Consider the following 20,586-nt stretch of genomic DNA (forward strand, 5'->3'; position numbering starts at 1 on the left):
GGAGCGGTTCCTGGAGCTGATGGCCCAGTCCGCCGGGGCCCTCACGTGTCCCGGGACCCCGAAGCCTCGACGGTTCCGGCCCGCGCGGCCCGTTCGGCGCTGGTGTCCGCCTCGGCCTGGGCGACGTTGCCGCGCACCAGCACCACGACCACGAGGGTCAGCGCGAACCCGCCGATCCGCAGCGCCGCCACGGCCGGGTCGTCCGGAAGGCTCTCGCCGAACAGCACCGAGCCCGCCACGACGGTGAAGACGTTGCCGACCACGTTGGCCACTGGGGCGGTGATCGAGGCGCGCGAACGCTGCAGCGACGTCTGGAACAGGACGATGCCCACCGCCCAGCCCAGCGCGTACAGGTACGGGTAGGGCGACATGAGCGCGGGCAGCAGCGCGCCCCACAGCCCGTGGTCGGCGAGCAGTCCGCCCAACCCCTTGCCCTGGAGCCCGGCACTGCCCTGGGCCAGCCCGGCGGCCGCACCCATCGCCGCCGCCGACACGTACTTTCCGCGCCCGCCGGCCAGGCTCATCGCGGTCACGCACGCCAGCACCGTCAGCACGGTCACCACCACCAGCAGCGGGGTGTTCGCGGTCGTCCCGGTCTCCGCCCCGTCCCCCGTGGAAAGGCTCAGCAGGCCCAGCGCCACCGGCATGATCGCCAGCGCCACGTACTCGCCCCGGGTGATGCGCTCGCCCATGACGATGGTGACGACCAGCAGCGAGCAGGCCACACCCGCGGCGAAGGCGGGCTGGACGACCGATACGGGCGCCAGGCCCAGCGCCACGATGAGGCCGATGCTCCCGAGCGCTGCGAACACGCACCCGAACACCCAGCGCGGGTTGCCGAGCAGAACCCGCGCCAGGTGCAGGGGGCGGTTGATGGAGATCGACTCGGAACCGTGGAGGGCGCGCTGCTCCACGGACAGGCCCACCGTGTAGGTCACGGCGGACAGGAGCGCGACCAGGAGTCCGATCACGGGGGTGGCCTTCCGGCTCGACGGTGCTGTGGGGGTGCCCTCGGGGGTGCTCCGCCGGGGGCGGCGGATCGGGGCGCCTCCCATGTAACCAGTTCTATCTTTGCGCGACCAGTGCGCCTATCCTCGTCTGAACAGGTGCCCGGGGGGAGTCCGGCTCCCGTCGTGAGAACCTGTTCAGGAGCGCTCGGGCGGTGATGGTCGACGGATCGGGGCACAGTGCAGGACCAACGGGACACGGAGGAGCAGACCTCGCGGTGGTCGCGTGCGTCGGCGTGGTTCACCGCCTCCCACTGGCGCGGCCGCACCTGGCGCGACCTGGTCCCCGCCCGCGCCCGGTCCCGCCGGTTCGAGCCCGGCCCTCTCGGCCTTCTCGGCGTCATGCTCGCCGCCATGGCCGTGACCCTGCTGATCATCCAGCACGGGTCCGGGGGTTTCGGCGAGAGCGGTGAGGAGGCCGGCGACCAGCCCGCGGCGTTCCCGGGGCCGCCCGACGGCGAGCTGCGTGTCATGCCCGTCGGCGACGGCCTCACCCAGGGCAGCAGCGGCGACCACACCTGGCGCTACCACCTGTGGTCGCACCTGGACGGCGCTGACGTCGACTTCTCCTTCGTGGGCCCGCACGACGACATGTACTCCCTGGAGGAGGACGGCCACGGCGACCACAATTACGCCGAACCGGACTTCGACACCGCCCACGCCGCCCGCTGGGGCCAGAGCGTCGACGACATGGCCGACGGCATCGCCGAGTCCGCCGCTGAGCACGAACCGCACTACCTGCTGATCCTGGCCGGCTCCGACGACCTGCTGTCCGGAGGCGACCCAGACCTGGTCCTCGAGGGCATCGGCGAGACGGTCTCGACCGCGCGCGTGGCCCTGGAGGACGCCCGCTTCGTGATCGGGGAGCTGCCCCGGGTGGAGGGCACCGGCGACGACACGGCCGTCAACGAACGCATCGACCGCTTCAACATGGGCCTGGTCGACCTGGCCGAGCAGCTGTCCTCCGGTTCCTCCCCGGTGGTGATCGCGCAGGTCTCCGAGGACTACGCCCCCGAGTTCGACAACTGGGACGAGGCCCACCCCAACGCGCGGGGCGAGGTCAAGATCGCCGCGGCCTTCGCCGACGCCCTCGCAGACCCGCTGGAGGTCGGTGAACCCTTCCCCAGGCCGCTCCCGGAGCTCTCGGCCGGACCGCGCACCCCGCCCGACCCCGAGGCCGAGGAGGCCGGCGACGGGCTGCGCATCTCGTGGGACCAGGTCCCCGGCGCCACCGACTACCGGGTGGAGCAGCGCCGCACCGAACCCGAACCGGACGATGCCGCCGTGCTGCCCCTGGACGTCGAACGCGACGGCGGGCGCCGGTCGGTGCTCGTGGAGTCACTGCTGAGCGGGGCCGCGTACGAGTTCGTCGTGCACCCGTACAAGGGCCGTGACGCCGGGGTGGGCTCCGACCCGCTGGAGGTGGTCTACGACGACGATCCGCCCCCGGGCCCGGACACCCTGTCGGTACGCGCGGACGGCACGGTGGTGTGGGACGAGGTCGGTTCCGCGTCCCACTACGAGGTGTGGGTACGCACCCTGGACTGCTCGGTGAGTGACGACAGCCGCCGCCCACTGCCGTCCCAGAACACCGGACCGGAGAGCGGACGCGCACCGGCCGGGGAACACGACCAGGACCACGAGGCGCCCGCCTCGCCGCCGCCCGAGTCCCCGAGCCCGCCGCCGCCCGCGCCGCCCGAACCCGACGAGTCGCCGGACCCGCCGGGGATCGCGGCCGAGCCGGTCTGCGAACCCCGCGACGGGCAGGGCCCCGGCGAGGGCGAGGGCTGGCAGGGCCAGGGGTCGGTCGGTTCCGATCCCCTGTGGGGCCCGACGGTCTCCGGCCCGCACGAGGTGGTCGTGCGCTCCTACCGCGACTACGTCCCGGGCGGGTACTCCGACCCGGTGCTGCTGGAGGCCTGATGCGCGGCGCCTGGACCGCGCGGCTCCTGCCGTGGGCGGTGGGCCTGGTCGCGGGTGTGCTCGCGCTCGGCCCCGCGCTCGGGCGGGGGTTCGTCCTGCGCTACGACATGGTGTTCGTACCGGACCTGTCGGTGCGCGGGGTGCTGGCGGACGCCGACGGGTTCCCGCGCGCGATCCCCAGCGACGCCGTGGTCGGGGCGCTGTCGTCGGTGCTGCCGGGCGACCTGGTGCAGTCCCTGGCGCTCCTGGCGGTCTTCGTGCTCGGCGGGGCCGGTGCGGCGCGCCTGGCCCTGCGACTGCTCTCCTCCGCTGACGGGCCGACCGCCGGTACGGCGGTCGCTTCGGTGGCGGCCGGTGTCGCCTACGTCTGGAACCCGTTCGTGGCCGAACGCCTGCTGCTCGGCCAATGGGCGGTGCTGTTGGGGTACGCGGGGCTGCCGTGGGTGGTGGCGGCGACCGCACGCCTGGCCGAGCGCTCCCCGGGCCGGGGCCTGGCCGGGCTGGTGTGTGCGCTCATCCCTGCGGCGGTCGGCGGGTTCTCCTCGGTCCTGCTCTCGGCCCTGGCGGCGGGTCCGGTCGCGCTTTGGCGGCGCGGTCCCCGTGCACTGCGCTGGTGGGCGCGCGCAGGGCTGTTCGCGGCCGCCCTGGTACTGGTGTCGCTCCCGTGGCTGGTGCCGTCGCTGACCGCGGGAGCAGTGACCGACCCGCGCGGGGTGGAGGCCTTCGCGCCCCGCGCCGACACCCCGTTCGGTGTCCTGGGGTCGCTGTTGGCCCTGGGCGGGGTCTGGAACGCCGGGGCGGTCCCGCCGGGGTACGGCGAACCCGTGACCGCGCTGCTGCGGCTGGTGCTGTGCGTGCTGGCCCTCGCCACGTGGGTGTGGTGGATGCTGCGGCGCGACCGTCCGGTGTTCGGCACGGGGCTCTCCGTGGGAGCCGCGGTCGGGTTCACGATCGCACTGGCCGGCGCCACCGGGGCCGGACGCGCGGTCACCTCGGGGCTCATCGAACTGTGGCCGGGTTTCGGTCCCCTGCGCGACGCCCAGCTGTACGTGGCCCCGCTCGGGCTCGTTCAGGCCCTGGGACTGGCGTTCGTGGTGTGGTGGGCGGCCGGCGCGGCGCAGGCCCCCGTGTGGCGGGTGGGAACCGGGGTGTTCGCGGCGCTGCTGCCCGTCGTGGTGCTGCCGGGGCTGGTGTGGGGTGCGGGCGGCCGACTGGAACCGGTCGAGTACCCGGATGAGTGGGTGCGCGCGCAGAACGAGGTGGCCGCCGACGACGTCCCCGGTTCCGTGGTGGTGCTGCCGTGGAGCGCCTACCGCGGGCTCGACTGGTCGGGGGAGACGACCGTGGCCCTGGACCCGGCGACCAAGCTCTTCGACCGGCGCACGGTCTGGAACGACGACCTGTCGGTGGGAACCCCCGACGGCGGCACGGTCGTGGTCGAGGGCGAGGACCCGCTGGCCGTGCAGGTGGCGGGGGTGCTGGACCCCGATCCGGAGACGGGGATGCCCCGCGGCGAGGACCTTGCTGCGGAGCTCGGCGCGCTCGGGGCACGATACGTCGTCGTGTCCGCTCCGGTCGATAACGGGTTCTGGTCCGAGGGCCAGGGTTTCGAGGTGGTGTCCGAGGGGTCGGAGATGACCCTGTTCCGGGTTCCGGAAGCGCGGGTAAAAGCCGACAAACCAGGCATAACGGGGTTGGAAGTTACCGGCGGGTTAGTTACAGTTGGGGCAATCATCTGGTCTGTAGGTAGATCAGGTTCTAGTCTCGTTCTCCAGTGCCCCGGCCCCAGAGCGGGGCGGAGCACGCGGAAGGAGATCCCCACGTGATCAAGGTAATCGCCGCCTGCGCCATCGGCGCGGCCCTCGCCGGCGGCGCCGCGTTCGTGGCGACCAGTGTTGCCACGGAATCGACCGCCACCGCTGAACCGGTGAACGAAACCCTCTACAACTACGGCGACCGCTAGGAAGTCGCAGCGGAGGACCGAGGGCGCCTCGCCCCCGGGCGGGGCGCCCGCCCCCCGACCCCCGGCGGCCCCGGCCGCTGACCCCATCGACGTCCGGTCGAGGGCCTGCCAGGTGTGTGTTCGACGCGCCCCCGTTCCGTCGCTCAGCGTGCCCAATCCCATGCGCACGGTCACCACGCAGCTCCCACCGGGCATCCCGCGCGGAAGGAGAGCGTGTGGTCTTCCCCAAGACCCCCGACCGGTCCGCGGCCGGTCCGCCCTCGGCCACCGAGCCCGCCGCAGTGGCCCCCGCGCCCGCAGCGGCCCCGGCACCCGCCCCCACGGAGGCCCCCATCGACCTCGGCCCGCGCCTCGACGGCGTCAGGATCGTCATGATCAACTGGCGCGACCCCTGGCAGTCCGCCGCCGGCGGGGCCGAGGAGTACGCCTGGCGCATCAGCCGCCACCTGGCCGAACGCGGCGCCATCGTCACCTTCCTGACCAGCCGCGAACCCCACCAGGCCCGGGTGGAGACCGAGGACGGCATCGTCATCCGCCGCATGGGCGGCCGCTTCACCGTCTACCCGCGCGTCATGGCCTGGCTCGCGCTCTGGCGCCGCGAGTACCAGCTCGCCTTCGACTGCATGAACGGCATCCCGTTCCTGTCCCGCCTCGTGCTGCGCCGCAGCACCCGCGTGGTCAGCGTCGTGCACCACGTCCACGACCTCCAGTTCGACGCCTACTTCTCCGCGCCGCTGGCCTGGTTCGGCAGGTTCATGGAGTCGACGGTGGCCTCCTTCGTCTACCGCCGCTGCACCACGGTGACGGTCTCGGAATCCTCCCGCCGGGCCATGCGCGACAAGCTCGGCTGGCGCGCCCCCATCGAGATCGTGCACAACGGCGGCCTGTCCGGGCCCCGCAGGCCGCTCGACGACGCGCCCACCCCCGCCGAGGTCGGCAGTCCCGCCCTGGTCAGCCTCGGCCGCCTCGTGGTGCAGAAGCGCGTCGAGCGGGTCGCGTCCCTCGCGCACGGGCTCCGCGACCAGCACCCCGACCTGCGCGTGCACGTCATCGGGCGCGGGCCCGAGGGCGAACGCCTCACCGGACAGGTACAGCGCGAGGGCACCGCCGACCGGGTGCACATCCACGGGTTCCTGTCCGAGGAGGACAAGAACGCGGTCCTGGGCGCCTGCACCCTCCACGTGACCGCCTCGGAGTTCGAGGGCTGGGGCCTCACCGTCATCGAGGCCGCCCGGCTGGGCGTGCCCACCGTGGCCTACGATGTGGACGGACTTCGCGATTCGGTCCGGGACGGGGAGACCGGGTGGCTCGTCCGCGACGGCGAGAGCCTCACCGACGTGGTCGCCCGCGCCCTCAAGGAACTGTCCGACCCCCGCCGCGCCGAGGAGGTCCGCCGCGCCTGCCGCGACTGGGCGTCCCGGTTCACCTGGGAGGCCAGCGGGGCGCGGATGACCCGCCTGGTCGCGAACGAACTCGCACTCACCGACAGCACGACCCCCGGCGGCCCGAACAACCCAGCGGGTAGGAAAACGACCACGTGACTACGGCGGACCCCTCCGCCCGGCGCGGCCCGGAGGAGCCCGGCGCACCGTCCGCCCCGCGCGGACCCCTGGACGACACGCTGCTCGCGCGGCTCAAGGTCCTCACGGTGTGCCTGCTCCTGGGCGCGTTGGCGGCCAGCATCGACCCCGGCAACATCGTCAGCGACACCAAGCTCGACATGACGGCGGACCCGCTGGGGTTCATGGAGCGCGCCCTGTACCTCTGGGACGCCTCCTACTTCGGGCAGATCCAGAACCAGGCCTACGGGTACTTCTTCCCGAACGGGCCCTTCCACGCGCTCCTCGACGTGCTGGGCATGCCCGACTGGCTCATCCAACGCCTGTGGATGGCCGTGCTCCTCATCGCCGCGTTCGTGGGCACCTACAAGGTCGCCCGGGCGCTCGGCCTCGGCACCGTCAACACCCGCATCCTCGCCGGGGTGGCCTACGCGCTGGCCCCGCGCGTGCTCACGCTGCTGTCGTACAACTCCGCGGAACTGCAGCCCATGCTGCTCATGCCGTGGATCCTGCTCCCGCTGATCCTGGGCGCCAAACACGGCTACCCGCCCGCGCGCATGGCCCTGCTCTCCGGGCTGGCCTTCCTCATGTGCGGCGGCACCAACGCCGCCTCCGAGCTCGCCGTGCTGGTCGTGCCCGGGCTCTACCTGCTGACCCGCGCCAACGGCCCCCGCAAGTGGCGGCTCATGGGGTGGTGGTCGCTCGCCCTGGTGCTGGCCGCGTTCTGGTACATCGTGCCGCTGCTGCTCATGTCGCGGTACGTGTACTCGTTCATGCCCTACACCGAGGACGCCGCCGTCACCACCGACGTGACGTCGATCCTCAACGCGTTGCGCGGCACGTCCAACTGGATGGGGTTCCTGCCCGACCAGGGCAACACCGCCCTGCCCGCCGGCGCGGAGCTGTCCACCGCGCCGTGGCTGATCGCCGTCACCGCGCTCGTGGCCGGTCTCGGGCTGGCCGGGCTCATCAACCGGCGCACGCCCGAGCGGCTCTTCCTCATCTCCACCCTGCTGGTCGGCACCGCGATCGTGGTCGCCGGTTACACCGGGACCCTCACCGGGCCGTTCGCCGAGACGATGCGGGGCCTGTTCGACGGGGCACTCGCGCCGTTCCGCAACATCCACAAGTTCGACGCGCTCATCCGGTTGCCGATCGTGCTGGGGCTGGCGCACCTGCCCGTGGTCGTGGCCCGGGACTGGGCCGAACGCCGGGGCGAACGTGTGTCGGGGCGAGTGCGCAGGGCCGTCGCCGGCGGTACCTCCGCGGTCTTCCTGGTCACCCTCGTGCCCATCGGGACCGCCGGGGTCGCGCCCGCCGGCGGTTACGAGGAGATCCCCGACTACTGGCACGAGGCGGCCGACTGGCTCGAGGAGAACTCCGGCGACACCGGGATGACCATGGCCCTGCCCGGGTCGGCCCGCGGTGAGTACGAGTGGGGCCGCCCGATGGACGAACCCCTCCAACCCCTCTTGGACGGGGCCTGGACCAACCACCAGATCATCCCCTGGGGTTCGGCCGGCGCCTCCCGTCTCACCCACGAGATCGACCAGCGTGTCTCCTCCGGCCGCGGCTCCCAGGGCCTGGCCGACACCCTGGCCCGCACGGGCGTCACCCACCTGGTGGTCCGCAACGACCTGCAGCGCGTCGACCTCAACGGCGCCTGGCCCGCCCGTGTGCACCAGGCCCTCGACGACTCACCGGGCATCAGCGTGGCCGAGACCTTCGGGCCCACCGTCGGCTCCCTCGACCACTCGTCGGCCTCGCAGTGGTTCGACCAGCCCCACCCCTCCCTCACCGTCTACGAGGTCGAGGAGGCCGCACCCACCGTGGGCACGGTGCCCGCGGACGAGACCGTGCGGGTCACCGGCGGACCGGAGTCGATGCTCCACCTCGCCGAGGAGGGCGTGATCGGCGACGACCGCCCCGTCGTGCTCGGCGACGACCCCACCGCCGAGGACATCGCGGCCGAGGACACCGTCGTCACCGACACCGCACGCCGCCGCGAGGTCGTCTACCCCGACGTGCGCAACAACGTCTCCGCCACCCTCACCGAGGACCAGGAGCTCGAACGCGACGTCCCCGCGCCCGACATCATGGACCCCGCATGGGAAGGGTTCGTCGGCCACGCCGAGGACCTCGGCATCGAGTCGGTGCGCGCCTCCTCCGCCGAGAGCGGCGCCGACGCCCGATCCTCCGACCGCGACCCGGGCCACGCGCCGCACGCCGCGCTCGACGACGACCTCAGCACGTCGTGGCGCTCCAGCGTCTTCACCGGGGCGATCGGCGAATGGATCGAGATCGAGTTCGCCGAACCGCGCGACCTCGACGGCCTCTCCATGGCCTTCGAACAGTTCGCCGACGAACCCCCGCCCTCCACGGTCAGCCTCATCACCGACGAGGGCAGCTCCGAGGTCACCGTCGAGGAGACCGACGAACCCCAGGAGGTCACCGCGCCGCCGGGCGAGACCAGCACCCTGCGCGTACGCATCGACGAACTCGCCTGGGAACCGGAGGACCGCTTCGGCACCCGGGTCGGCATCTCCGACATCGCCCTGCCCGGGATGGAGGCCGGACGCACCCTGGACGTGCCCGGACCCGCCGACGCCGGGAGCCACCTCTTCACCGGCTCCACCGGTACCGTGCCCGGGTGCATGGAGGGCCCCAACGCCTGGGTGTGCAACCCCGGGCTCCAGGTCCAGGGCGAGGACGCCCGTGGGCTCGACCGCACGTTCACGCTGTCGGAGGACGCCGCCTCCGAACCCCACTCCATCTCCGGGCAGGTCGTGCTCACCGACCCCCGCGAGGCCGAGAACGCCGCCAACCGGGCGAGCCCGTTCCCGCACGTGACGGCCTCCTCCACCGCCGTGCAGCACCCCGCCGCCATGGGCCGGGGCGCGCTCGACGACGAGGACGGCACGGTCTGGTACCCGGACCCCGACGAGCAGGAACCCTGGCTCGACATCGAGCTGGGCCAGGCCACCGAGATCGACCACCTCGAGGTCGACTTCCCCCGCGCCGACAGCGTCATGCGCCCGATCAAGGTCACCGTCGAGGGCGACGACCAGGTGCGCGAGGGCTGGCTCGACGGCAGCGGCCGCGTCGACTTCACCTCGCTGATCGCCGACTCCGTGCGCGTGAGCTTCGAACGCCCCGAGGGCCAGGCCCTGGAGGTCGGCGGGATCAGCCTGCCCGGCGTCGGCGAGGTCGAGGCGCTGCCCGACGGCGGGGCCACCACCGGCTGCGGCCTCGGCCCGACCCTGCGCGTCAACGACGAACGGGTCGAGACCCGCATCAGCGGCGGCAGCCTCTCCGATCAGCTCACCGGGAAACCCCTGCCCTACGAGGCCTGCACCAGCCTGGACCTGGAGTCCGGGGAGAACCGTGTGGTCGTCGAACCCGGCAACCGCTACGAGGTGCGTTCGGCGCTCGTGGAGTCCGGCGACGCCGTTGGCGCCCGCGACGAGGTGTCCATGAGTGAGGTCGAGGAACTGCACGGTTGGGGACCGAGCGGCCGCAGTTTCGACGTCGACGTCGCGGACGAGAGCCTGCTCGTGGTCAACGAGAACTTCAACGAGGGCTGGGAGGCCACCCTCGAGGGCTCCGACCAGCCGCTCGAACCCCTGCGGCTGGAGGGATGGAAACAGGCCTGGGTGCTGCCGGAGGGCAGCAGCGGCACCGTCACGCTGTCCTACACACCCGACAACGCCTACCACGTGTCCCTCGGCATCGGGGCGGCCCTGGCCGTGCTCCTGGCCGTCCTGGCCCTGTGGCCCCGCCGCTGGCTGCCCGGGGGACGCCGCCTGCGCGCCGGGGAACCGGTCGGCGCCCGCGACCTGCCCGAGGCCGGTCCGGGATGGCTTGCACGCCGGGCGGTCCTGCCGCTGGGCCTGGCCTTCGGCGTCTGGGTGGCGGGCCTCGCCGGGGCCGCTCTCGTCGGGCTGATCCTGCTCGCCATGTGGTGGCTCGGCCGGTCCGCACCCAAGCGGCTGCGCCACGCCAGGCCGGGGACGCCCTCCCTGGGCGGGACCGTGCTGCGGCGGCTGGCCGCACCCTGGACCGTGGCGGCCTCGCTCACCCTGGCCGGGCTGGCGATGGCCGGCGGCACCTACCTGGCCATGTACCTGCCCTTCCACGACGTCAGCGAGTTCATCGGCAGCGCCCTGCGCGGGTGGATCCCGCAACTGCTGTGCCTGCCCGCGCTCGCCCGCCTCGTGCTCTCCCTGGGCCAGCCCGGGGACGGACTCCCGGCCGACGCCGACCCGCCCGAGGCGGAGCAGAGCGCGGTCGGCCCCGGTTCCGGACACGGCGGTGAACAGGGCCGCGACGGAGGACCCGGCCGGGACGGTGACGACCCCGACGACGAGGGACCCGACGGCGGACCCGAGGGCGACGGCACCGGCGGCGACGGCCCGGGCGACGGGGCACGCACGCCCCGGACCGACACCGAGGAGGTCCGCACGTGAGTACGGCGTCCCAGGTGGGGGCCGCACCCCGCGACCCCGGGCCGGTCGACAGCCAGGTCGGGCCGGCCCGCAGACCCCGCAGGTCGCTCCCGGCCGGCACCGTCCTGGTGGCGGCGGGAACCTTCCTGCTGACCCTGGCGGTCATGCTGCCGCTCTACGTGTACGACCAGGTCGCGCTCCTGCCCGCCGAGGCCGAGTACGAGCTGCGCCTGACCGACGAGGACGCCTCCTACCTCGACACCTCCACCTGGTCGTGGGTGGAGGGCAGCGAGGTGGAGCGGCACACCGCCGTCGACGCCACCGCGAGCGGCTCCGACTGGTCGGCCTGGGAGATGACCGTGGACACCTCCGCCCCCGACCGCATGGTCGACCACTGGAGCCGCCGGGTCATCGTCGACCGCAGCACCGCACGCGCCGTCAACTGCTGCGGCGAACACGTCGACGGCGACCGGGCCGTGCGCCAGGCCGGGCTCGTCCACCACTTCCCGCCCGGGGCCGGTGCCGACTCCTACCCCTTCTACGACGCGGAGGTGCGCTCGGCCCCCTCCATGGAGTTCCAGGAGGAGGACGAGGTCGCCGGGGTACCGGTGCGCCGCTACACCCAGGCGGTCGAGGCCACCCAGGTCCCCGACTCCGCCCGAGACGTGCCCGCCGCCCTGTTCTCCGCGACCGCGTCGGGCACCGTCACCGCCACCCGCTGGCTCGAGCTCACCCGCACCCTGTGGGTGGAACCGGTCAGCGGCACGGTCGTCAACGTGCAGGAGACCCGTGCCGAGACCCTGCGCGCCCAGGACGGCGACGACGCCGTGCCGCTGCTCGAGGCCGACCTGACCCTCGCCGACGCCCAGGTCGACGGGTACGTCGAACAGGCCCGTGTGCAGTCGGTCCTGCTGCGCACCCTCGACACCTGGGCGCCGTGGACCCTGGCCCCGCTCGGAGCGCTGGCCCTGGCCGCCGGCCTGTTGCGCGCCCGCTCCCAGAAGGCGCAGGAACACCGGGACGCCGAAGCGGGGGAGTCCGCCGGCGGGGAGCCCGGGGACGGCACGGAGGTCGGGGAGCAGGAGGACCGCCCGGCCGAGCACGGTTCCGGGTCCGTGACGCCGTAGGATCGCGCCCATGTGCGGTCGCTATGCCCAGTCCCGGAACGTCCACCAGCTCCAGCTCGCCTTCGGCCTGCCCGAACAGGTACAGGACGAGCAGGCCGACCCGCGGTCGTGGCCGCCGCTGGAGGACATCGGCGCCGACTACAACATCTCGCCCGGCAGCGCCGTCCAGGCCGTGCTCGGCCCGCCCCCGCAGGGCGGGCAGGACGGAGCCCCCGGGCCGCGTTCCCTGCACACCATGCGGTGGGGGCTCGTGCCGTCCTGGGCCAAGGACCGCAACATCGGCTACAAGATGATCAACGCGCGCGCCGAGACCATCGCCGACAAACCCGCCTTCCGCGCGGCGTTCCGGCACCGGCGCTGCCTGCTGCCCGCCGACGCCTACTACGAGTGGCAGCTCATCGGCCGCGACGGCCGCGCCGAGGCCAGCACCTCGCCGGTCACCGACTCCGAGCACAAGAAACGCAAGGCGCGCTCGGCCAAGAAGCCGTACGCGGTCCGCTACCAGCAGGACCGCCCGCTCGCCCTGGCCGGGATCTTCGAGCGCTGGCGCGACCCCGAGGCCGCCGAGGACGACCCCGCAGCCTGGCTGTGGACCTGCGCCGTCGTGACCACCGCGGCCGTGCCCGGGCTCGACTTCATCCACGAGCGCATGCCCGTCGTCGTGCCCGAGGAGGACTGGGCCGCCTGGCTGGACCCGGGCACCGGCGCCGCCGAACTCGCGCACGTCATGGGGGACACCCCCGTCGACCGGTTCTCCGTCGACCCGGTCTCCACCCAGGTCAACAGCGTCAAGAACAACGACCCCGGCCTCCTCGTGCCGGTCGCCGACGGGGGTGACGAACCCGAGACACTTTTCTGACCCCCGCCCCTGTGGACACGGTGGGGCAGAACAGGGTTATGGTGTCGGGGGCCACACGGCCGCGCGCATCCCCACGGGGGTGCGCGAGCACATGTGAATACGCAGCGGGAGCTCGCGCCATGGCGGGCTGAGAGGGCGGCTCAACGGTGTCGCCGACCGCAGAACCTGTTCGGGTAATTCCGACGTAGGGAGGCATGCCATGACCGCTCTCCACGACCACGGCAACGGGTCGGACCAGAGCGTGACCACCGGTCCCATCATGGGATCGGCCAAGGTCCACCGCGAGATCCACACCCCCGAAGGGCACCGGCTCCGTGTGCCCGCACGGCGTGTGGCACTCGACGACGGCAGCCACTTCGATCTGTACGACACCTCCGGCCCCTACACCGACGAGCGGGCCGACATCGACGTCCACCAGGGCCTTCCCGCCACCCGGCGCGACTGGGCCCTGCCCCCGGCCGGCGGCGCGCACACCCAGCTCGCACACGCCAGGGCCGGCACCGTCACCCCCGAGATGCGCTTCGTGGCCGAACGCGAGGGCCTGGAGCCCGAGTTCGTCCGCGAGGAGGTCGCCCTCGGGCGGGCGGTGATCCCCGTCAACCGCAACCACCCCGAGTCCGAGCCGACCGCGATCGGCAAGAACTTCCTCGTCAAGGTCAACGCCAACATCGGCAACTCCGCGGTGACCTCCTCCGTGCCCGAGGAGGTGGAGAAGATGGTGTGGGCGACCCGCTGGGGCGCGGACACCGTCATGGACCTGTCCACCGGCAAGCGCATCCACGAGACCCGCGAACGCATCCTCCGCAACTCCCCGGTCCCCATCGGGACGGTGCCCATCTACCAGGCGCTGGAGAAGGTCGACGGCGACCCCACCCGGCTGACCTGGGAGCTCTACCGGGAGACCGTCATCGAGCAGGCCGAGCAGGGCGTGGACTACATGACGGTGCACGCCGGGGTCCTGCTCCGGTACGTGCCGCTCACCGCCCGCCGGGTCACCGGTATCGTCTCGCGCGGCGGGTCGATCATGGCCGCGTGGTGCCTGGCCCATCACCGGGAGAGCTTCCTCTACACCCGCTTCGAGGAGCTCTGCGAGATCTTCCGCGAGTACGACATCACCTTCTCCCTCGGCGACGGGCTGCGGCCCGGGTCCATCGCCGACGCCAACGACGAGGCCCAGTTCGCCGAACTGCGCACCCTCGGCGAGCTCACCCACGTGGCCCGCTCACACGACGTGCAGGTCATGGTGGAGGGCCCCGGGCACGTCCCGATGGACAAGATCCCCGAGAACGTGCGCCTGGAGGAGGAACTGTGCGGTGAGGCGCCGTTCTACACGCTCGGCCCCCTCACCACCGACGTCGCCCCCGGCTACGACCACATCACCTCCGCCATCGGCGCCGCCCAGATCGGGTGGCACGGCACGGCGATGCTCTGTTACGTGACCCCGAAGGAGCACCTGGGCCTGCCCGACCGCGACGACGTCAAGACCGGCGTGATCACCTACAAACTCGCCGCGCACGCCGCCGACGTCGCCAAGGGCCACCCCCGGGCACAGGCGTGGGACGACGAACTGTCCCGGGCGCGCTTCGAGTTCCGCTGGCGCGACCAGTTCCACCTCTCCCTGGACCCCGAGACCGCGCAGGCCTACCACGACCAGACCCTGCCCGCCGAACCCGCCAAGACCGCACACTTCTGCTCCATGTGCGGTCCCAAGTTCTGCTCCATGCGCATCTCGCACGACGTGCGGCGTTACGCGGAGGAGAACGGGTTGGAGACCGCCGAGGCCATCGAACACGGGATGGCCGCCAAGTCCGCCGAGTTCGCCGACGGCGGCAACCGTGTCCACCTGCCCCTGGCCGACTGACCCCTGTCCCCGGCCCGGCGTCCGTGCGGCGCCGGGCCGCCGTGCGTCAGGCGGGTTTGCGGGCGCTCGCCACGAGGTGCACGCCGACGTAGTCGTCGGACTCGGTCGCCCGCAGTTCCATCTCGACCAGGCGCCCCATCGAACGGGGGTCCCGGTCGAGCATCATCTCGACGGTCGACGCCGAGAGCACGGTGCGGGGTTTGACCCACTCCATCTCCAGGCCGGAGTCGGCGAGGGTCTCGGCGAGCTGCTCGGCGGTGAAACACCGGGTGATCGACCCGTCCGGCCAGGGCACCAGCAGCACGTCCGCGCTCGGGGCGTGGCTGAGCTCGGGCCAGCGGTCCTGCTCGGCCAACAGCGCCATGCCCAGCACCACGGAGTCGACCACCAGCAGCGCACGGCCGCCCGGGCGCAGCACCCGCGCGACCTCCGCGACGGAGGACTCGGTGGCCAGATGGCGGGAGAGCACCCGGTTGTCGGCGATGACCCCGTCGAAGGAGGAGTCGGCGAACCCCCGCAAGAACGCGGAGTCGCCCACCACGTGCCGCAGCCGCCCGCGCGGGGCCGGGTGCGGCACCGGCGAGCGTCCGTTGACCAGGGTGAGCGGACGGCGCACCGCCATGTCCGCGGACGGCAGCAGCGTGACCACGTCGTGTCCGGCGGCGACGGCGCGCGGTGTGCCCTGGAAATCGGGGCTGGACAGGTCCAGCAGTCGGGAGGGGGAAGAAGGGAGCCAGCGGGCGATCTGGGCCTCGGCGACCGCCCAGTAGAACCGCCAGTAGTCCGAGAGCCGGTCGGAAGCGGCGAACTGCGCAGCCGGTGAACGGGGGCGGTCAGAGGCCGGGGTCGAGGACGGTCGCACGTGCACTCCTCTCCCATCCTTCAAAGGGTCCTACCCGCACTCTGCCATGCCTCACCTCCACCGACAGGGCCGAACGGCGAAGTTCTCACGGAGCAGGACCTTCGTCCACGCCGACGGCGGAATGCGTCCGGGAGCGCCGTTGTTGTGACTCGACACCGCGCCCCGGGACGAGCAGCCGGGGCCTGAAGCGAGACCCCGAGGAGGCGGCCGCCACATGCCGACAGCTGGGTCGTGCCTGGAGCGCGAGGAGACGCGGGCGACGTCACGCGAGGCCGGTGCCCCGGCCCCACCTGTGGGAACGTATCGTTGGGACGATACGGATGTCCCAGTGGGGAACAGCGCGAGGAGGCCGACAGGCTTGGAAATGGGCCAGGAGCAGGAAACAGCCGAGGAGCGCGATCAGCGGTTCGAGAGGGACGTGCTTCCCTTCCTCGACCAGCTCTACTCCGCGGCGCTGCGGATGACCCGGAACCCCGCGGACGCCGAGGACCTGGTCCAGGAGACCTTCGCCAAGGCGTTCGGTTCGTTCCACCAGTTCAAGCAGGGGACGAACCTCAAGGCGTGGCTGTACCGCATCCTCACCAACACCTTCATCAACTCCTACCGCAAGAAGCAGCGTGAGCCGAAGCAGGCCGGGACCGAGGACGTCGAGGACTGGCAGCTCGCCCAGGCCGCGTCGCACTCCGCGGCCGGTCTGAAGTCCGCCGAGGCGGAGGCGCTCGAACACCTCCCCGACAGCGACGTCAAGCGGGCCCTGCAGGAGCTTCCGGAGGACTTCCGGATCGCGGTCTACCTCGCCGATGTCGAGGGGTTCGCGTACAAGGAGGTCGCCGAGATCATGGGGACGCCGATCGGGACGGTCATGTCCCGTCTGCACCGTGGCCGGCGCCAGCTCCGCACGTTGCTGGAGGAGTACGCGGTCGACCGCGGGTTCCTGCCGGCCGCGCGTGCGGCCGAGACGGCGGGTGCGGTGACGGGGTCCGCGGACGCGCGGACCGAGACGGCTGGGTCGGATCGAGGAGACCGGTGATGAGCGCTGGGCACGGCAAGGACAACGAGACCCCGTGCAGCGAGGTCCTCGACAATCTGTACACCTACATCGACGGTGAGCTGGAGGCGGGCAACTACGACGTGGTGCGCGAGCACCTCGACGGTTGCTCCCCCTGCCTCGAGGAGTACGGGCTCGAAGAGGCCGTGAAGAAGCTCGTCGCCAAGCACTGCGGGTGCGACCCCGTCCCGCTCGACCTGCGGGACAAGGTCCTGACCCGGCTGGCCCGGGCACGCAACGAGCAGCTGGCCAAGGAGGCCGGCGCGGAGCCCCCGAACGCGCCTGCCTGAGGCGGGCACACACCACGACGGGCGGCGGTCGAATTGTTCGGCCGCCGCCCTTTCTGTGTTCCGGTGCGGGGGCGGAACGATTTCTGTCCCTGTGTGGCGCGCGTTGGTCCGTTTTGCGACGTTTGTGGGAATTCAGTTCTGCAACTCACCGGGTGGACCCGGTTTTGGTCCGGTGCCCCATTGTCGGAGAGTGCATCCTGGGCCCGGTGACACGCCCGGAGCGCGGTACTCTCTCGAGTCGTGGGCGGGGCGGAATGTTTTTTGCCGAACTTCTTTGTGTCGATTCTGCATGGTTACACATGGTAGTCGCTGCTGATGGCGTTCGTGCCTCCGGAGCGTGAAAGCGGCTCGTTGTAGGGGAACTCCGTCCCCCTGCGCTTGCGCGATCAGTTACGCAGGGTAGCTGTGCAGAATTACGACTTGAATTAGTAATTCCATATGGCGAAAAATACTGGCCGGTTTGGGCGCGGATGGATCACGGTTCGGGTTGGTGGTAATCGTTGCGCTGTGATTGGCCGTTAAACTGGCCTCCATATCCGCCGAATGGGGTAATTTGCGCGGCGTGTTCGGGGGCTAGCCGGTGCGCCGCGCGACAGAGGAAGGAGTTCCGGATGAACGTCGCTTCGATGCTCAGGACGACCACCACTGTGGGTGCCGCGTCCACCTTCAACGGATGGTCCTGGTGGTAGAACAGAACCGGTGAAATCATGACGGTCCGGTCGCCAGTCGGTGGGGGGTGAACACGGGTGCGGGCTCTTCCAGGGGGCGCTCGCGTCTACGTCGGGGTCGTCGTCGTGAGTGCGGCGGCCGTGGTGTTGATCGGTCCCCACGCGGGGATCGACGTGCGGACGCTGGTTCTCCTCGCGGTCCTCTTCGTGGTCGCGGAATCGATCGGGACGGCGGTGCTGCCCGACGTCCGCGCGGGGATCTCCCCGAGTTCCGCGGTCGCGCTGGCCTCGGTGGTCCTGCTGGGGCCGGTCGGGGCCGCGGTGGTCGGGCTCTCCGCCTGCCTCGTGATCCGCCGGCTGGCGGTGGTCAAACGGGCCTTCAACGGGGCGCAGTTCGCGCTCTCGGCCTACGCCGCCGGACTCGTCTACATCATGCTGGGCGGCCCGGTCGGGTCCCCCGGACGGGAGGACTTCCCGGCCGTCCTGGCTCCTTATCTGGCGGCGGTGGCCACCCACACCGTCGTCAACCTCGCGCTCATGAGCGCACTCCTGTGGACCCTCGGGGCGGTCAAGCACCTCAGCCGTGACGTGCTCGGCCGCCGCCCCCTGGCCGTCGTCGAGGTCACCTCGCTCGGTTACCAGATGGTGGGCCTGGCCATCGCGGCCATCTGGTCCGGCGTCGGCGTCATCGCGCCCCTGCTCGTGCTCTTCCCGCTCTTCATCGCCAGGTGGACCTTCACCCAGCAGGCCAACGAGGTCCGCGCCCACGAGGCCACACTCGAGACCCTGTGCCAGGCGGTCGAGACCAAGGACCACTACACGCGCGGCCACTGCATGCGCGTGGCCGAGGGCTCGGCCATGATCGCCCGCGAACTCGGCATGTCCGCCGAACGCGTGCAGAAGATCCGCTACGCCGGGATGCTGCACGACATCGGCAAGCTCGGGGTCCCGACCAAGGTCCTGCAGAAGACCGGCAAGCTCGACGACGACGAGTACGCGGCCATCAAGCTCCACCCCACCCGCGGCTACGAGATCGTCCGCGAGATCGGCTTCCTCGACGAGGCCCTCGCCGGCATCCGCCACCACCACGAACGCCTGGACGGGCGCGGCTATCCCATGGGCCTGGTGGGCATGGAGATCCCCGAGTCGGCGCGGGTCATCAGCGTCGCCGACGTCTTCGACTGCCTGACCTCCACCCGCTCCTACCGCAAGGCCTGGAGCGTGGAGGCCGCCGTCGCCGAGCTCCGCCGCTGCGCCGGCACCCAGTTCGACCCCCGCATGGTCGAGGCCCTGGTCCGCGCGGTCGAACGCGAGGGTTGGCGCACACCCGACATCGAGGAGCCGCCCGGCGGCTGTTACGGCCAGATCGCCACGGCCGGCGCCGGCCCGGGCGACCTCACCGGTCCGGGCGGGCGCGAGTGATGCAGCAGCAGGCGCCCGAGCAGGAGGACTGGACCCGGCGTCCCCTGCGCACCGCCCTGCTCGCCCTGGTCGCGGCCGGTTCCGCCGGCGCCCTGCTGTGGACCGCCCTGACCGGGGTCGAGGAACCCGCCGTCGCCCTCGTCTTCTGCCTGTTCGTCGCCGGCGGCGAGCTGGCCCGCATCACCCTGCCCGGGGACCGCGAGGTCGCCCCGGTCGCCGCCGCCGGGGCGATCAGCTACGCGTTCGTGGTCAGCCTGGGGGAGGGGCCGCTCGAGCACTCCGCCGCCCAGGTCGTGGCGGTCGCAGCGATCGGCGTGCTCATGGGCGAACTCCCGCACGTGGCCGTGGGGCGCGCACCCCGCCCCGAGGACGCCGCGCGCCGCCTGCTGACCGTCATGCTCCTGGCGTGGACCTTCCGTCCCATGGCCGAGGAGCTCTCGCTCTCGGGGCTGTCGGTCACCGCAACCCTGCTCATGCTGGCCCTGGTCAGCGCAGCCTGGCTCCTGGACGCCTGCCTGGCCGCGCTCCTGCGCGCCGAGCGCCTGCGCACCCGCCTGTGGGTCACCGTGCGCGACGAGGTACGCGCCCAGTCCGCGGTCGGCGGTGTCATCGGCGCCGGGGCGGTGCTCATCGCCCTGGCGTGCAGTGTCTCCGGGCTCGTGGGCCTGCTGGTCTTCTCCGCGCCCCTGCTCGTCTCGCACGTGGCCTTCCGCCGGTACGCCGAGATCCGCCGCACCTACCTGGAGACCGTGCGGGCGCTGTCCCGGGTCACCGAGGTCGGCGGTTACGTCGAGAACGGGCACTCGCGCCGGGTCAGCCGCATCTCGCACGCCGTGGCCTGCGAGATGGGTTTCTCCGAGGCCGACCTGCTCAGCCTCGAGTACGCCGCCCTCATGCACGACATCGGCCAGCTATCCCTGAGCGAACCGATCGCGGGCGGCGCGACCGTGCTCGCCTCGCCCCTCGAACAGCGCCGCATCGCCGAGCTCGGGTCCGGCATCATCCGCCAGACCGGGGTGCTCGACACCGTCGCCGAGACCGTGCGCCGCCAGTGCGAACCGGTCGGCGGGGACGGCCGTGCCGGGGATCCCCCGATGGCCAGCCGCATCATCAAGGTCGCCAACGCCTTCGACGACCTCGTCGGTGCCGGGGGAGGCGCCGAACGCCGTGCCGCGGTCGTGGAACGGCTGCGGATGGACGCCGGCACCGAGTACGACCCCGAGGTCGTCGACGCCCTCGCCCGGGTGCTCACGCGACCGTGACGGGGGCCTCCCGCACGCGTGAGAGGGTCGGTCCGACAACACCGAACCGGGGAGGCGCACACCATGGCAGAGATCCGCGCGGAGATGGTCGCCAACATCTTCGAGCTGCAGGTCGGCGAGGGCGACCGTGTCGAGGCCGGCGGCATCCTGCTGCTCCTGGAGTCCATGAAGATGGAGATCCCGGTGCTCACCGAGGACGCGGGGACCGTCACCCGGGTCGCCGTGTCCGAGGGGGACGTGGTGCAGGAGGGCGACCTGCTGGCCGTCGTCGAGTGAGCGCGCACGCCGGA

Annotated in this window: 15 protein-coding genes; 13 read left to right on the forward strand and 2 right to left on the reverse strand. The window is 72.1% G+C overall.

Going from position 1 to position 20,586, the window contains the following annotated elements; genetic code table 11:
• Positions 1-41: 41 nt before the first annotated feature.
• The gene (locus IDM40_RS14315; protein WP_193122563.1) at positions 42-971 is read right to left on the reverse strand and encodes a hypothetical protein; all 930 of its coding nucleotides are present in this window, start codon (positions 969-971) and stop codon (positions 42-44) included.
• 216 nt (positions 972-1,187) lie between these two features.
• Between IDM40_RS14315 and IDM40_RS14320 the strand changes: the two genes are divergently transcribed.
• The 8 genes from IDM40_RS14320 to thiC all read left to right on the forward strand — a co-directional run bounded on the left by IDM40_RS14320 (position 1,188) and on the right by thiC (position 14,744).
• A complete protein-coding gene (locus IDM40_RS14320) occupies positions 1,188-2,930 on the forward strand; it encodes an SGNH/GDSL hydrolase family protein (RefSeq protein WP_193122488.1) in 1,743 nt (580 codons plus the stop codon).
• A complete protein-coding gene (locus IDM40_RS14325; protein WP_193122489.1) occupies positions 2,930-4,756 on the forward strand; it encodes a hypothetical protein in 1,827 nt (608 codons plus the stop codon). Before IDM40_RS14320 ends, IDM40_RS14325 begins: the two co-directional genes overlap by 1 nt.
• Positions 4,753-4,893, forward strand: a complete 141-nt coding sequence (locus IDM40_RS14330) for a hypothetical protein (protein ID WP_017612178.1) — start codon at positions 4,753-4,755, stop codon at positions 4,891-4,893. Before IDM40_RS14325 ends, IDM40_RS14330 begins: the two co-directional genes overlap by 4 nt.
• A gap of 215 nt (positions 4,894-5,108) precedes the next feature.
• Positions 5,109-6,434, forward strand: a complete 1,326-nt coding sequence (locus IDM40_RS14335) for a glycosyltransferase family 4 protein (RefSeq protein ID WP_193122490.1) — start codon at positions 5,109-5,111, stop codon at positions 6,432-6,434.
• A complete protein-coding gene (locus tag IDM40_RS14340; protein ID WP_193122491.1) occupies positions 6,431-10,918 on the forward strand; it encodes an alpha-(1->3)-arabinofuranosyltransferase domain-containing protein in 4,488 nt (1,495 codons plus the stop codon). The genes IDM40_RS14335 and IDM40_RS14340 overlap by 4 nt, the downstream gene beginning before the upstream one ends.
• Positions 10,915-12,024: a DUF3068 domain-containing protein gene (locus IDM40_RS14345; protein WP_193122492.1), complete on the forward strand. Its 1,110-nt coding sequence runs from the start codon at positions 10,915-10,917 to the stop codon at positions 12,022-12,024. The genes IDM40_RS14340 and IDM40_RS14345 overlap by 4 nt, the downstream gene beginning before the upstream one ends.
• 10 nt (positions 12,025-12,034) lie before the next feature.
• Entirely contained in the window at positions 12,035-12,883 is an 849-nt protein-coding gene (locus IDM40_RS14350) for an SOS response-associated peptidase (protein ID WP_193122493.1), read from the forward strand.
• Between the two features lie 199 nt (positions 12,884-13,082).
• Entirely contained in the window at positions 13,083-14,744 is a 1,662-nt protein-coding gene (gene thiC / locus IDM40_RS14355) for a phosphomethylpyrimidine synthase ThiC (RefSeq protein WP_235997585.1), read from the forward strand.
• Positions 14,745-14,790: 46 nt separating this feature from the next.
• On the opposite strand, the gene IDM40_RS14360 is transcribed toward thiC, so the two are convergent.
• Positions 14,791-15,612: a class I SAM-dependent methyltransferase gene (locus IDM40_RS14360; RefSeq protein WP_193122494.1), complete on the reverse strand. Its 822-nt coding sequence runs from the start codon at positions 15,610-15,612 to the stop codon at positions 14,791-14,793.
• Between the two features lie 358 nt (positions 15,613-15,970).
• Here IDM40_RS14360 and IDM40_RS14365 point away from each other — a divergent pair, with 358 nt between their 5' ends.
• The 5 genes from IDM40_RS14365 to IDM40_RS14385 all read left to right on the forward strand — a co-directional run bounded on the left by IDM40_RS14365 (position 15,971) and on the right by IDM40_RS14385 (position 20,572).
• Positions 15,971-16,636 (forward strand): sigma-70 family RNA polymerase sigma factor, encoded by a 666-nt coding sequence (locus IDM40_RS14365; RefSeq protein ID WP_193122565.1) that lies wholly within the window; start codon positions 15,971-15,973, stop codon positions 16,634-16,636.
• The gene (gene rsrA, locus IDM40_RS14370; protein WP_193122495.1) at positions 16,636-16,944 is read left to right on the forward strand and encodes a mycothiol system anti-sigma-R factor; all 309 of its coding nucleotides are present in this window, start codon (positions 16,636-16,638) and stop codon (positions 16,942-16,944) included. The genes IDM40_RS14365 and rsrA overlap by 1 nt, the downstream gene beginning before the upstream one ends.
• 812 nt (positions 16,945-17,756) lie before the next feature.
• Positions 17,757-19,034 (forward strand): HD-GYP domain-containing protein, encoded by a 1,278-nt coding sequence (locus IDM40_RS14375; RefSeq protein WP_328807026.1) that lies wholly within the window; start codon positions 17,757-17,759, stop codon positions 19,032-19,034.
• Positions 19,034-20,296: an HD-GYP domain-containing protein gene (locus tag IDM40_RS14380; protein WP_193122496.1), complete on the forward strand. Its 1,263-nt coding sequence runs from the start codon at positions 19,034-19,036 to the stop codon at positions 20,294-20,296. Before IDM40_RS14375 ends, IDM40_RS14380 begins: the two co-directional genes overlap by 1 nt.
• Before the next feature lie 63 nt (positions 20,297-20,359).
• Complete coding sequence (locus IDM40_RS14385) at positions 20,360-20,572, forward strand: biotin/lipoyl-binding carrier protein (protein ID WP_193122497.1); 213 nt, start codon at positions 20,360-20,362, stop codon at positions 20,570-20,572.
• The last annotated feature ends 14 nt before the right edge of the window (positions 20,573-20,586 follow it).

This window comes from Nocardiopsis coralli (genome assembly GCF_014892575.1).
Taxonomy (GTDB): domain Bacteria; phylum Actinomycetota; class Actinomycetes; order Streptosporangiales; family Streptosporangiaceae; genus Nocardiopsis; species Nocardiopsis coralli.